Origin of the sequence: Comamonas sp. MYb69 (assembly GCF_037479315.1) — a bacterium.
Classification (GTDB): Bacteria; Pseudomonadota; Gammaproteobacteria; order Burkholderiales; family Burkholderiaceae_C; genus Comamonas.
Window position 1 is genome coordinate 142,828 of the sequence record NZ_JBBGZG010000015.1, and the last position, 12,869, is coordinate 155,696.

Sequence of the window (12,869 nt, forward strand, 5' to 3'; positions counted from 1 at the left end):
GCTTAACCAGTTGGATTCGCAGCTGGCAAGCCATACCGTCGTGTGAACTGCTGCTACGGTGTTAACTCTTTACTGGTTTTCCTCACCAGAATGAGGTGACGACTTTAACGACTGGAGCTTCATCAAGACATTGTTCAGTTCTACGCCGATGTTTACAGTCAGAGGCTGAATACGATCATGCTCCTTCCGCATGAAATCACGAGCATCGGTTCTTAAAAATAATTCTCCCGCATACCAGAACGACTCCAAAAAGAGAACCCACTTCTCTTTCCTTCTGCCAGTAGCGTCCTCATTCAGTTCTGAGCGAACGATGCTGCGGTGCTTGACAGTATTAGTCAAGGCACTAAGGTATTTATAGTCATCGCCGGTCGTAATCTCTTGGAACAATCTACAGAGCTTGTCATACTCCGGATGCCCGACGTCGCGCTGCTGCTCTAGTAGCTTAAGGACTTCCTTGGCATTGATGTCTCGCTCTCTGAGTGGCTTTGGAAGCCTATCCAAGGCCAAAGCGTAATAGATCATATGAGAGCAGGTGTCCGACACTGCATGCAAACTCTGCACAAATGCAGTGATATTTGCCCTGATTTTCAGCATTAGGTGACTGAATTCATCGTACTCCTCGTAAACACCCCAAATACCTGTCTCTTCTAGCTTTGATTCGATGTACTCACTCATCATATCCAAGGCCTCATGGTAGTGATAGCGGCAGAATTCGGGTCTATCCGTCATGGACCTTACGCTAGGATGTGCCTTCTTCCACTGCGCTGGACCAAATATTGCAGCTACCAATTTCTCGGACAATCCGATGTCCCATGTGGGATTTTTTTCGTATTCAGCTTTAAAATTTTCAACCATTTTTTCCTACATCCAAGCGAGCAGACTCTAAACTTTTACTCTTCAGCTAACTTTAGCCATTAGAACGCAATAGTGCTCTGCTGAATGCCCTACAGCAAGTCCAATCGCAACCAACCAAAGGCACTATTTTGAAAATTCAATGCCGCTGTGGCGCTCTCATTGTTGACAGCGCAGACTGCTTAGCCCACAAAGCACATTTAATGCCTGACCAGTGTCGGTTTGGCGTGTTTGATGCAATCGACGAGGCAGTCATCGACCCGCTTGCCAACGGCGAATTGAGCAAGGACGATGCTTACATGCGCGCCCGGAACATCATCCAGGCAGCCACACGAACGATGTGGCAGTGCCGGTCTTGCGGAAGCTTGTTCATCGACACACAAGATGGCTCACTGCAATGCTTTACGCCTGAGAGTGCAAACAACCGCAAAGACATTCTTGCTTCGTAAAAGAGCCTGTAGCATGCACGAGCACATCGCTACTGCATATGGCTCTCGCCATTTATTCAGGCGCGCAAGGTAGACGACTGTCACTACAGGATCCGCAAACTCCTATGTTTTCCTTTCTCAGCAAATTCCTTCATCGCCTTGTAGATGAAGAGAAGTTCGGCAACATCGTCTTGAAGGAACTGCAGCGCGCTCGCCCCTCTGAGACTTTTACGTTGGATAGAGAAAAGTTCCTGATTCAGTACGGCGGAGGCGGACGCATCTTCCTGCACAACGTTTATATCGATTACTGCCGCGCCGAGCCGAAATTGCGCAAGGCGCAAATAGATATCCTCGTCCAAGGCGTCATCGCTCCAAGCGTTCAGGAAATCAGCTTTGCAGATGCCAAAGACCATCTCTTGCCAGTACTGAGAAATCTCTCGGGCATCGACTTGCTGCGCATCGAAGGGGGCGACGATAAACCGCTGTCAGATGCCATGGAGTTTCGCTCTCTGACCGACGAGTTGGGCATAGGGGTGGCTATCGACACCGAGCTGACTATCGTTCAGGTTGGCTCGGATGCCTTGACGCGTTGGGGTAAGACTTTTGACGAACTGCTTCAGGTAGCGATCGACAACCTGCGCCACAAGGCAGCACCGTCTTTCTATCAGCTCGGCCCTGGGCTTTTCGCCTCCAACTACTGAGATCACCACGCGCTGCGCGAATTCTGATCCAGGAACTCATCTGGCAATTACCAGTGGGGGCCCATCCTGTAGTGATGGTGCCCAACCGGACTTGCTTGCTTGTCTGCAGTGCGGAAAATACCGAAGCATTGACCATCCTGATTGACCAGGCGCGCGCCATCTTGCTGGAAAACTCCAGACCCTTGTCCGCCGAGATGCTGGAACTGGTTGATGGGAGCTGGAGGCCTTGGTGCCCGCCAGGGGAGGTGGGCCAGAAGTTGCGCAGGCTCCAACGAGAGCTTCTCGTGGGCGATTATGCGCAACAGAAGCAGGCGCTGGACTCCACGCTTGAGAAAGCTGGACGCGATGTGTTTGTGGCGACACACAGCCTGGTGGAAAGAAAAGAAGACAACCAGCTCATCAGCTACGCAGTTCTGGCTAAAGGTGTGTACACATGGTTGCCGAAAACAGACCTGGTATGCCTGCTCGAAGGGGAAACTGCGGATGCGCTCTTCGTATCAATGGGCGACTTTCTAGCGTGTGCTGGCTCTGCTGCGAAACGGCTCCCCTACGTGCTCCCTCGGTACGAAGTCCAAGAGTTTCCAGACCCGCATTGCATGGCGCAATTGCGAGAGCGTGCTACCAGCATTGCAGAAGCCAAGGCCTGAAAAGCCCTGTGCCCCTCAAGCTAGCACTGTCACGCCCGCCCATCATCAGATTTTCATCAATGCGGGCTCGCCGTAGGCCGCATGATGATCTCGCTGGTATCCACATCCACCGGCTGCGAGATTGCAAAATGGATGGCCCGCGCGATCGCCGATGCGCTGATGGCCACCTTGCGAAACTCCTTCATCTCTTCGCGGCCAGCGGCATCCGTGATGGTCTCCGCCAACTCCGACTCCGTCACCCCGGGGCTGATCGTGGTCACGCGGATATCGCTGCGTTCCTGCCGCAGCCCTTCCGAAATCGCCCATACCGCGTACTTGGTGGCGCAATAAACGGCGGCAGTTGGAGACACCGCATGCGCACCGATGGAGGCAATGTTCACGACATGCCCAAAGCCCTGTTGGCGCATGGTGGGCAACACCGCTGCAATGCCGTGCAGCACACCGCGAATGTTCACATCAATCATCCAGTCCCACTCCTCCACCCGCAATGCGGCAAGCGGTGACAGCGGCATCACGCCAGCGTTGTTGATGATGGCATCGATGCGCCCATGGCGATTCAGCGCATGATCGGCAAAGGCCTGCAGCTGCGCACGCTGGGTCACATCCAGCGCCAGCGCTTCGGCCGCGCCGCCTGCGTTCTGGATATCGGCCACGATCTGGCCCAGTTTGTCGACCCGGCGGGCGCCGAGCACAACGGTAGCGCCATGGGCGGCCAGCAGCTTGGCGGTGGCTTCACCGATACCGCTGCTGGCACCGGTGACCAAAATGACTTTGTCGATCAAGTTTTTCATGGAGAACTTTCTGCACATGGCGTTGGAAAGTTCAAACTGTAGGCAGCTTGGCTTGATCAGAGAAGTGCACCAATGCTGCACAATCTGGTTAGACTTTTTAACCAATGAAAGACGAACTCCAGCTGCTCCACTGCTTTTTGGCGGTGGCCAAAGCGCAAAACTTCCGTGCCGCGGCCGACCAGCTGGGCGTCACACGCTCTGCCGTCAGCCAAGCGATGCGCAAGCTGGAGGACCAACTGGGCATCGCCCTGGTCCACCGCACCACCCGCCATGTGCGCCTGACCGAGGCCGGCCAGACGCTGCACCAGCAAATCAGCGGCCCCTTGGCTGCCGTGCAGGTGGCGCTAGAAGAAGTATCCGAAGAAGGCCCCGCGCGCGGGCTGCTGCGCGTGGCGGTCACTTCCATTGCTGAGCGCTTTCTGTCCGGCCCCTTGATCAGCGCCTTTGCTGCCGCCCACCCGCATATCACCTTGGATGTCACCGTCACCGATGATGAATCCGACATCATTGCCGGTGGCTTCGATGCCGGCCTGCGCCTCGGTGAAGTCATCGCGCAGGACATGGTCGCCATCCCCCTGACAGGGCCGCAACGGCAGGTGGTCGTCGCCACGCCCTCTTACCTGTCCGCACAGGGAACGCCCCAGCACCCCAATGACCTGCTGGGCCACCGCTGCATCGGCTGGCGCGCCGAGCTGGAGCTCGCCCCCTATCGCTGGGAATTCCAGGAAAACGGGCGCGACTTCAGCCTGGCGCTCACCCCCCGTGTCACCACCAACGACATGCTGCTGATGGTGCGCACCGCGCTGGCCGATGGCGGCATCACCATCGGCATGGAGGAGACCTTTGCACCCTACCTGGAACGCGGAGAGCTGGTCTCGGTGCTGGACAGCTACCTGCCCTACTTTCCCGGCTTTTACCTCTACTACCCCAACCGCAGAAACCAGCCGCGCAAGCTGCGGGCCTTGGTGGAGCATGTCAAAGGCTGGGGGCCGGTGGGCGGATCTTTGCCAGGGTCCATATCGGCTTGAGCAGCAAGAGCAACCAGCAAGCCTCGGAATTTTCAATGGCAGATGGGCACCCATCGATTGAATTTACAATTAAAGCAAGAGGCAAAACATATAAGCAACTCGAGAAACCTTTAATAGGTTACCGAATTACTTATGCATCCTCCTCTGCAAGCTCAGTTTTGTAATGCTGGAAAAGGTCTTTTTCAGTCATAGGAATACCTGATTTACGCAAACGATCTCTGCGCTCCTCAAACAATTTATTCAAAATTGGCTTTTTATCTGCAGGCATACCCAGGTGCAAAAGCTTGTGACATAGGGGGCACAGCCCCACAACATTAGCCGAAACGTCTAGCGAGTATTCGAATTCATCCTGCACCGATATAGGTATCAAATGGTGCGCTTCGATATATTGTCGTCTTTTTGCCTTAGAGGTAAACGTTCGATGGCCAGATTCAACTTCGCATTGAAAATTTGCGGCAGATAGAGCTGCTATTGCAACCGAAGGATCGCGTGAATAGCAGGTACGTGCCACACCGCTAACAGGCTGAGGTTTTTTCTTGGGCACATCTTGACGCAACGATGCTGATAGGTCTAGCTCCGCAATCCCTTGCACTGCGGCCTGATACTGCCGCTCGGTAATAGGCGCCAAAGACTCAAGACTAGAGCCAGCTACTTCAATGAGACGCTCATAATGATCGAGAAGGATCTCGAAGTCTGCAATTAAAGTCTCTTCACTAGGTAAGTTATCCACTTCATAGCGGAAACTTTCGATGGCTGCAGCTTCGTATGCCTTACCTATGCCACTTTTAGCTGCTAGATTGATGGGACCTATTGTTGCTCGCGGGTCAGGCTTAAAGCAAAGCACTGCTCGCTCAGCAAATTCACGTGCTTTTACTATCGCAAGCTTGCTGGAATATTTTTTGCCTAATTCTGTGACACCTTGATCAAGACTAAGAGTACATGACTTCATGTCCTGCGCAAACAATAAAACGATGTAATACCCATCCTGAGCGGTCAAAGTCACTGATTTCTTAAGGATAGCGACCCATGGAATACTTGTCATATTCCCTGCACCAATCGATGGCTGAACTATAAAATCGCCACCATCTTTAGTGTGATCAATTATTTTTTGAAAAAAATTGGGAAGTTTTTCAAAAATCGCCTGCTGATCAACGCTTCTTGTACGAATAGCAACTACACCTTTAAGACTTTCATGATAATTATCGAGAACATCTTTTAAAGCTTGCATTGAATTTAAATATACGCTTAAGTATTTATCATTAAAAATAGCCACTTCAATATTTTTATTGCAGGCATATTTTTCATTCAATTAATATCAACCGGCATCTCTTACCAGAAATAGACCACCTAAATAGATAGGCTTAAATTACTAGTGCTAATTTATCAAGTTACCAGCCAATCTCATTGTAACCAAAAGCATGGTACGAGTAAACAAAAGTATCCACTTGACGATGGGGCACAGCCGTCACTGTGGGACAGAGACCCACTGAAGAAGCGAAAACCGCAGCAATGGCTCAAGTGCAACGACAGCCTTGCCTCCGTAAACACTCAAGCTGTGCCTGCGGATTTACAGAATGCGATTGCACCGAGTAACAGCCAGGCAGCAACGACCCAGCTCATACCAGCTTTAGAGACTGACTCGATCTTCGCCTTACCTGCGGCATGCGCCGTAGTCCAGTAAAGGTATGCCCACATTTACCTCCACTGCACAGCAACGCCCGCCTGCTTTACGACCAAGCCCTCCCCCTCTCAATCCAACGCCATCTGCGTCTTGGCTGCCACCGCCTTCCAGCGTGCCACCTCCGCCTCGGTGTGCCGGCCCAGCGCCTGGCCGCTGTACTGCTCGGGTGGCAGCAGCTGGATGGCCTGGCTGACGAGCTTGTCGGTGTATTCCTTGTCGCCCATGACTTTCAGGTAGGCCGTCTGGAACTTGTCCAGCGCCTCCTGGGGGGTGCCTTTGGGCGCATAGATGCCATACCAGGTGCTGGCTTCAAAGCCTGGCAAGGCGGTCTCGTCCAAGGTCGGCACATCCTTGAGCTGCGGCAAGCGCTGCCTGGAGGTGACGGCCAGAGGGCGCAGCTTGGCGTCCTTGAGCTGCGGCAGGGCGGTGTTGGTCTGGTCAAACATGCCGTCGACCTGGCCGCCGATGACATCGAGCAAAGCCGGGCCCGCGCCCTTGTAGGGCACCAGGGTGACCTTGATTCCGGCCGAGGTGGCGAACAAGGCGGCGATCAGATGGGAGCTGGAGCCGATGCCCGCATTGCTGATGTAGAGCTTGTCCGGGTGGGCCTTGCCCCATTCGACCAGGGCCTTGATGTCCTTGGCTGGGTGCTCCTTGCGCACCATCAGCACCAGGGGCGTGTCGGGAAAGCGGAACACCGGCGCGAAATCCTTCACCGGGTCGTAGCTGAGTTTTTTGTACAGCGCGGGCGCCGCGCCCATATAGCCCATGTGGCCGACCAGCATGGTGTAGCCATCGGGCTTGGCGCGCGCGGCCTTGGCCGACCCTACCGTGCCACCGGCGCCGGGCGCGTTGTCGATGATGATGGGCTGGCCCACCTCCCGCGCCACCCGCTCGGCCACGCTGCGGGCCAGCGCATCGGTGGGGCCACCGGCGGCAAACGGCACGATCCAGGTGATGGGTTTGGATGGGTAGCCCTGGGCCCCTGCCCCGGCTGCAGCGCTGATGAGGGCAAGCGCCGCCATACCGATCTTCAAAAACGATGTCATGTCTGTCTCCTTGTCGTTAGAAAAATCAGGGCGCTGGATGGGGCCGCGCCAAGGCCTTGGCATCCACATGCCGGTCGTAGTCCTCGCCGCTGAGCAAGCCCAGCGCCCGGGCCACCTCGCGCGGGGGCCGGCCGGTAGCCAGGCTCTCGCGCACGATGCGGGCCACCTGGTCGTAACCCAGCACGGGGTTGAGGGCGGTCACCACCAGCAGCGAGCTGCCCACATTCGCAGCCAGGCGCTCTTCGTTCAAACGCAGGCCATCGACCAGGCGGGTCGCAAAAACACTTGCCGCATCGCTCAGCACCCGGATTGACTGCAGCAGGTTGTAGATGAGCACGGGCTTGGCCACATTCAGCTCAAACAGCCCGGAGGCATTGGCCATCGTGATGGTGCTGTGGTTGCCCATCACCTGCAGGCAGGCCTGCACCAGCGCTTCGGCAATGGTGGGGTTGCGCTTGCCAGGCATGATCGATGAGGTGAGGCCGTCATCAGGAATGTGCAGCTCGCCCAGGCCGCAGCGCGGGCCCGATCCCAGCAGGCGCAGGTCGTTGGCGATCTTGACCAGGGAGCTGGCCAGCGTGTTGAGCGCGCCAGACGCCTCGACCAGCGCATCGTGCACGGCCATGCCTTCAAACTTGCTGGGGTTGGGCACAAAGGCCAGCCCGGTCAGGCCCTGCAGCTCCTCGCAAAAGGCGGCATCAAAACCCGGCGGCGCATTGAGGCCGGTGCCTGCCGCTGTGCCGCCCTGGGGCAGCACCAGCAGGCGCGGCAGCGTCGCCCGCACCCGCTCCATGCCCAGCGCCAGCTGCCGGGCATAGGCGTCAAAGGCCTGGTCCACCATCATCGGCACGGCATCCATCAGATGGGTGCGCGCGATCTTGACCACGCCCGCAAAGGCCTGCGCCCTGCCAGCCAGGCTGGCTTGCAGCACCGCCAGTGCTGGCAGCAGGCGCTCTTCCAGCTCCCGCACCGTGGCGATATGCATCACCGTCGGAAAGCTGTCATTCGATGACTGCGAGGCATTGACATGGTCGTTCGGGTGTACCGGCGCCTTGCTGCCGCGCGGCTCGCCCAGCAGCTCGTTGGCGCGGTTGGCGATGACCTCGTTGGCATTCATATTGGTCTGGGTGCCCGAGCCCGTCTGCCAGACCGTCAGCGGAAAATCCGCGGCATGCGCGCCGTCGCGCAGCAGCGCTGCCGCCTGCACGATGGCGTCGGCCAGCCGCGCATCCAGCACGCCGCAGCGCTGGTTGGCCTGGGCGGCGGCCATCTTCTGCAGGCCAAAGGCTTCGATGAGGCAATTGGGAAAGCGCTCGGTGCCGATGGTAAAAACGCCCAGCGCGCGCTGCGTCTGCGCGCCCCAGTAGCGCGCGGCAGGCACCTCCACCGGGCCAAAGGCGTCATGCTCGATACGGCTGTCGTTCATGCTGTGTCTCCAGGGGACATGCCAGCGGTGCATGCCCCGGGGTTCAGTGGGCTCAGCCTGCGCTGGGGCTGCGTTGCAGGGCGGGGCTGGCAGTGCTGTCGTGGGCATCGGCTGCCAGCAGGTTGCCATCGTCCATCGCCTCGTCGCCCGCCTGGGTTTGCGGGTAGCGTTCGGGGTACAGGTAGCGCTCGGCAGCCTGCGCATCGAAGGTGCCCGACCACTTGGCCACCACCACCGTGGCCACGCTGTTGCCCAGGGTGTTGCAGGTGGCAATCGCCATCGACAAAAAGCGGTACACGCCAAAGATCACGGCCAGGCCTTCCACAGGCAGGATGCCGGTGGAGGTGACGGTGGCCGCAAACACCACAAACGAGCCGCCCGAGACCGTGGCTGCGCCCTTGGAGGTGAGCAGCATCAGCAGCAGAATGCCGATCTGGTGGTCCAGGCTCAAGGGCACGCCGTAGGCATGCGAGATGAACATCACGCCCATGGCCATGAAGAGCGAGGTGCCGTCCAGGTTGAAGGCATAGCCGGTGGGCAGCACCAGGCCCACCGTCTGCTTGGCGCAGCCCAGGCGCTCGAGCTTAACCAGCAGGCGCGGCAGTGCGCTCTCGGACGAGGCCGTGCCCAGCACGATCAGGATCTCATCCTTGATGTAGCGCACAAAGCGCCACAGGCTAAAGCCCGCAATGCGCGCGACCAACCCCATCACCACGGCGATGAAGAGCGCCACCAGCACATAAAAGCCCAGCACGAACTGCGCCAGTGCAATCAGCACCGCCGTGCCGTTGCTGCCGACCGAGTAGGCCACCGCACCAAAGGTGCCGATGGGTGCCAGCTTCATCACCAGGTTGATAAAGGCAAACAGCACTTCGGAGATACCATCGAGCGCGGCATTGATGGGCTGGCGGCGCGCATCGGGGATGGCCAGGATGCCGATGCCCACCATGACGGCCAGCACCACCACCTGCAGCAGCTCGCCCTTGGCAAAGGCGCCCACAAAGTTGTCCGGCACGATGTGCGCCATGAACTCCAAAAAGCCCTGGGGCGCTGCCGCCTTGGCCACCGGCGCAGCCGTGCTGGCCGTCACATGGGCCATGCCCTTGCCGATTTCGATCAGGTTGCCCGCGAGCAAGCCCACAACCAGCGCGATGGTGGACACGATCTCAAAATAGACAATCGCGCGCCAGCCCACGCGGCCCGCGCTTTTGACATCGCCGGCCGATGCGATGCCGTGCACGATGGTCAAAAACACCAGCGGTGCCACGCCGGCCTTGATCAGCGACAAAAACATGTCGCCCAGCAGCTTGAGCTTGGAGGCAAAGGCCGGGAACACAAAGCCCACGGCTATGCCCAGCACCAGCGATACCAGCACCTGCATGCCGAGCTTGCGGTACCAGGGCAGTTTGCGCACCGGTGCCAGAGTTGAGGTAGTCGTCATTGTTGTCTCCTCCACCGCAGCCTCAGGCCTGCACCTGCGCCGACAGGGTCAGCGCGCGGTCCACCATCTGTGGCGCCAGGCCCAGGTAGTTGGTCGGATCGGTCAGGCGGTCGATGGTGGCGCGGTCAAAGTGCTGGGTCACCTCGGGCAGCGCAGCCAGCGCCTCGGCCAGGGTGCCGCCCTTGTCGTTGACGGTGCGGCAGGCGTCGTACACCACATCGTGGGCCTGCTGGCGGCCAATGTGCGGGGCCATGCCCATCATCACGGCCTCGGCCACGATGAGGCCCCGGCTGATGCCCAGGTTGTGCTTCATGCGGTCCTCATCGATGATCAGGCCGCCCAGCGCAAACTTGGCCTGGTGCAGCGCGCCCGAGCTCAGGATAAAGCTCTCGGGGATGGCAATCCACTCGGCATGCCAGGGGCCGGTGGCACGTTCAAAGTCCTGCACCATCGCATCGACCATCAGGCCGGCATGCTGGCGCACGGCCTTGGAGGCGGCCAGCATCAGCTCGCTGGAGATGGGGTTGCGCTTTTGCGGCATGGTGCTGCTGGCGCCACGGCCTTTGACGAAGGGCTCATACACCTCGGCGAACTCGGTCGAGGCCATGATCATGATGTCCAGCGCAATCTTGCCCAGCGATCCGGTGATGAGCGCCAGCAGGTTGATGGTTTCGGCAAAGCCATCGCGGGCCACATGCCAGGTGGTGGCCGGCACGCCCAGGCCCAGTTCTTCGGCCAGCGCCTTCTGGATCGCAAAGCCCTGCTCGCCGACCGAGGCCAGGGTGCCAGCGGCGCCAGCAAACTCAACCACCGCCACACGCGGGCGCAGCTCGGCCAGGCGCTGCTGGTGGCGGTCAAACATGGCCAGCCAGATGGCGACCTTATAGCCAAAGGTCACCGGCAGCGCCTGCTGCAGGTGGGTGCGGCCGGCCATCGGCGTGTCGCGGTGCTTTTTGGCCAGGTTGGCGAGGATGCCGCGCAGCTCGCGCACATCGGCATCGATGCTGTCGATCGCATCGCGCACCTGCAGCGCCACGGCGCTGTCCATGATGTCCTGCGTGGTGGCGCCCCAATGCACATAGCGGCCGGCCTCACCGCACATCGCCACCAGCTGGTGCACCAGCGGCAAGATGGGGTAGCCCACGATGTCCGTCTCATGGCGCATGTGGTCAAAGTCGATGCGCGCGAGTTGCGATTCGCGCGCAATCACCTCGGCGGCATCGGCGGGGATCACGCCCACCCGCGCCTCGGCCTTGGCCAGGGCCACCTCGACATCGATATAGCGCTGGATCAAGGCCTGGTCCGAGAAGATGTCGCGCATCTTCTGGGTGCCAAAGGCGTCACGGAACAGGATGGAGTCGACAACCGTGCTGGACAGAGGAAGGGAGGTGGCGCTCATGGTAGGTGCTGTAGTGCGTTAGAGTAGATGACATGCTATGTCCGGACTCATTATGTCCGGACATATGAACTATAAATATGTTCGGACATATGCATTACAGGGTATACCCTTGCCTCCATGAATGACGCCACCGCCCGCAAACTGAACTTCAGCGATATCGCCAACCACCTGACCGACGCCATCACCTCCGGGCATTTCGCGGTGGGGGCGCTGCTGCCCACCGAGCTGGAGCTGTGCGAGCACTACCACACGAGCCGCCACACTGTGCGTGCGGCGCTGACAGCGCTGCAGGAGCGGGGCCTGGTATCGCGCAAAAAGAACGTGGGCACGCGCGTGGAGGCCTCCAAGCCCAGGAACCCGTTCCGCCCCACCCTCGCCTCGGTGGATGACTTGGTGCAGTTTGGTGCCGAGCATTTGCGCCAGGTGCAGCGCATTGAAGAAACCATGGCCAGCGCCAGCCTGGCGCAGGAGCTGGAATGCCCGCCAGGCGCGCGCTGGCTGTGCATCTCCAGTCTGCGCCTGGAAGGCGACCGCAAGGCCCCGCCCATTGGCTGGACCGATGTCTATGTGGACCCGCAGTACCAGGACATTGGGGCGCTGGTGCGCGCCAGCCCGGGCGTGCTGATCAGCAGTCTGATCGAGGAGCGCTATGGCCGCCAGATTGCAGAGATCCGCCAGGACATCCAGGCCGTGCAGATCGATGACGCGGCGCTGGCCCAGGTGCTGGAAGTCCCCCTGGGCGCGCCAGCGCTGAAGATTGTGCGGCGTTATCTGGACCTGGACGGCGAGCTGTTCGAGGCCAGCATCACCACCCACCCGGCCGAGCGCTTTCGGGTGTCGATGCGGCTGCAGCGGATGAAGTGAGCGCAGCGTTCGCAAGGGGGCCAAGGCCTCTTTGGGCCGTGCGCCGCTCGATGCACCGCTGCCCCCAGGCAACAAAAAAACCCTCCGAAGAGGGTTTGGTCACTAGGCAGTGTGGCGCTTTCTGCTGAAGAACCCGGCCAGGCCCAGCGTCAGCATCGACAACAAGCCAATGCCCCAACCAGCCAGCCCGGGAACGGGCGTTGGCGCAGCCGGCTCAGGTGGCGTGACCTTGGCAGGAATATGCAAGGTGACGGTGACAGGATCGGTCGTACAGGCAGGCGTAGGGGTCGACGTATCGCAGACCCTGTACTGGAAAGTCACATCGCCAAAGTACACACCATCGGGCGTGTAGAGAATCAGCTCGGGGTGGCTGGGATCGGGAATGCTCAGCGCGCCATACTGCGGAGCGCTCAACAACTGGACCGATGCCTTGTTGATGGCGCTGCCGCTGCCTTCCACATAGTCGTTGGCGGTGACATCAGGAATGGGCGTGTCCGATATTTTGTGTAAACGGGACGGGCTTCAGTTGATGGAGATGCGGTCTCCGAACTGAATGGTAAAG

Annotated in this window: 13 protein-coding genes; 5 read left to right on the forward strand and 8 right to left on the reverse strand. The window is 59.0% G+C overall.

What is annotated here, in order from left to right:
- Positions 1-69: 69 nt before the first annotated feature.
- Positions 70-855, reverse strand: a complete 786-nt coding sequence (locus WH303_RS19540; RefSeq protein ID WP_339520500.1) for a hypothetical protein — start codon at positions 853-855, stop codon at positions 70-72.
- A 200-nt stretch (positions 856-1,055) separates the two neighbouring features.
- On the opposite strand from WH303_RS19540, the gene WH303_RS19545 reads away from it, so the two are divergent.
- From WH303_RS19545 to WH303_RS19555, 3 genes are all read left to right on the forward strand, one after another.
- On the forward strand, positions 1,056-1,301 hold the full coding sequence (locus WH303_RS19545) for a hypothetical protein (protein WP_339520501.1): 246 nt from the start codon (positions 1,056-1,058) through the stop codon (positions 1,299-1,301).
- Between the two features lie 104 nt (positions 1,302-1,405).
- Positions 1,406-1,981, forward strand: a complete 576-nt coding sequence (locus tag WH303_RS19550) for a hypothetical protein (protein WP_339520502.1) — start codon at positions 1,406-1,408, stop codon at positions 1,979-1,981.
- A gap of 128 nt (positions 1,982-2,109) precedes the next feature.
- Entirely contained in the window at positions 2,110-2,628 is a 519-nt protein-coding gene (locus tag WH303_RS19555; RefSeq protein WP_339520503.1) for a hypothetical protein, read from the forward strand.
- 56 nt (positions 2,629-2,684) lie between these two features.
- Here the strand turns inward: WH303_RS19555 and WH303_RS19560 are convergent, their stop codons facing one another.
- On the reverse strand, positions 2,685-3,419 hold the full coding sequence (locus tag WH303_RS19560) for an SDR family oxidoreductase (RefSeq protein WP_339520504.1): 735 nt from the start codon (positions 3,417-3,419) through the stop codon (positions 2,685-2,687).
- A 104-nt stretch (positions 3,420-3,523) separates the two neighbouring features.
- On the opposite strand from WH303_RS19560, the gene WH303_RS19565 reads away from it, so the two are divergent.
- Positions 3,524-4,447, forward strand: a complete 924-nt coding sequence (locus tag WH303_RS19565; RefSeq protein WP_339520505.1) for a LysR family transcriptional regulator — start codon at positions 3,524-3,526, stop codon at positions 4,445-4,447.
- 130 nt (positions 4,448-4,577) lie between these two features.
- Here WH303_RS19565 and WH303_RS19570 read toward each other — a convergent pair whose 3' ends face one another.
- The 5 genes from WH303_RS19570 to WH303_RS19590 form a co-directional block, all read right to left on the reverse strand.
- Positions 4,578-5,756, reverse strand: a complete 1,179-nt coding sequence (locus WH303_RS19570; RefSeq protein WP_339520507.1) for an MrcB family domain-containing protein — start codon at positions 5,754-5,756, stop codon at positions 4,578-4,580.
- Between the two features lie 440 nt (positions 5,757-6,196).
- The gene (locus tag WH303_RS19575; RefSeq protein ID WP_339520509.1) at positions 6,197-7,177 is read right to left on the reverse strand and encodes a tripartite tricarboxylate transporter substrate binding protein BugD; all 981 of its coding nucleotides are present in this window, start codon (positions 7,175-7,177) and stop codon (positions 6,197-6,199) included.
- A gap of 25 nt (positions 7,178-7,202) precedes the next feature.
- Positions 7,203-8,603 (reverse strand): class II fumarate hydratase, encoded by a 1,401-nt coding sequence (locus WH303_RS19580; protein ID WP_339520511.1) that lies wholly within the window; start codon positions 8,601-8,603, stop codon positions 7,203-7,205.
- 52 nt (positions 8,604-8,655) lie between these two features.
- Positions 8,656-10,044 (reverse strand): cation:dicarboxylate symporter family transporter, encoded by a 1,389-nt coding sequence (locus WH303_RS19585; RefSeq protein ID WP_339520513.1) that lies wholly within the window; start codon positions 10,042-10,044, stop codon positions 8,656-8,658.
- Positions 10,045-10,066: 22 nt separating this feature from the next.
- On the reverse strand, positions 10,067-11,443 hold the full coding sequence (locus tag WH303_RS19590) for a class-II fumarase/aspartase family protein (RefSeq protein WP_339520515.1): 1,377 nt from the start codon (positions 11,441-11,443) through the stop codon (positions 10,067-10,069).
- Positions 11,444-11,560: 117 nt separating this feature from the next.
- On the opposite strand from WH303_RS19590, the gene WH303_RS19595 reads away from it, so the two are divergent.
- Positions 11,561-12,307, forward strand: a complete 747-nt coding sequence (locus WH303_RS19595) for a GntR family transcriptional regulator (RefSeq protein WP_021025478.1) — start codon at positions 11,561-11,563, stop codon at positions 12,305-12,307.
- A 102-nt stretch (positions 12,308-12,409) separates the two neighbouring features.
- Here the strand turns inward: WH303_RS19595 and WH303_RS19600 are convergent, their stop codons facing one another.
- Positions 12,410-12,808 (reverse strand): Ig-like domain-containing protein, encoded by a 399-nt coding sequence (locus WH303_RS19600; protein ID WP_339520525.1) that lies wholly within the window; start codon positions 12,806-12,808, stop codon positions 12,410-12,412.
- Between the last annotated feature and the right edge of the window lie 61 nt (positions 12,809-12,869).

Coding starts and splice junctions, on each gene's coding strand:
- WH303_RS19540 (WP_339520500.1), bottom strand. CDS start 855: ATGGTTGAAAATTTTAAAGCTGAATACGAAAAAAATCCCACATGGGAC.
- WH303_RS19545 (WP_339520501.1), top strand. CDS start 1,056: ATGCCTGACCAGTGTCGGTTTGGCGTGTTTGATGCAATCGACGAGGCA.
- WH303_RS19550 (WP_339520502.1), top strand. CDS start 1,406: ATGTTTTCCTTTCTCAGCAAATTCCTTCATCGCCTTGTAGATGAAGAG.
- WH303_RS19560 (WP_339520504.1), bottom strand. CDS start 3,419: ATGAAAAACTTGATCGACAAAGTCATTTTGGTCACCGGTGCCAGCAGC.
- WH303_RS19565 (WP_339520505.1), top strand. CDS start 3,524: ATGAAAGACGAACTCCAGCTGCTCCACTGCTTTTTGGCGGTGGCCAAA.
- WH303_RS19575 (WP_339520509.1), bottom strand. CDS start 7,177: ATGACATCGTTTTTGAAGATCGGTATGGCGGCGCTTGCCCTCATCAGC.
- WH303_RS19580 (WP_339520511.1), bottom strand. CDS start 8,603: ATGAACGACAGCCGTATCGAGCATGACGCCTTTGGCCCGGTGGAGGTG.
- WH303_RS19585 (WP_339520513.1), bottom strand. CDS start 10,044: ATGACGACTACCTCAACTCTGGCACCGGTGCGCAAACTGCCCTGGTAC.
- WH303_RS19590 (WP_339520515.1), bottom strand. CDS start 11,443: ATGAGCGCCACCTCCCTTCCTCTGTCCAGCACGGTTGTCGACTCCATC.
- WH303_RS19595 (WP_021025478.1), top strand. CDS start 11,561: ATGAATGACGCCACCGCCCGCAAACTGAACTTCAGCGATATCGCCAAC.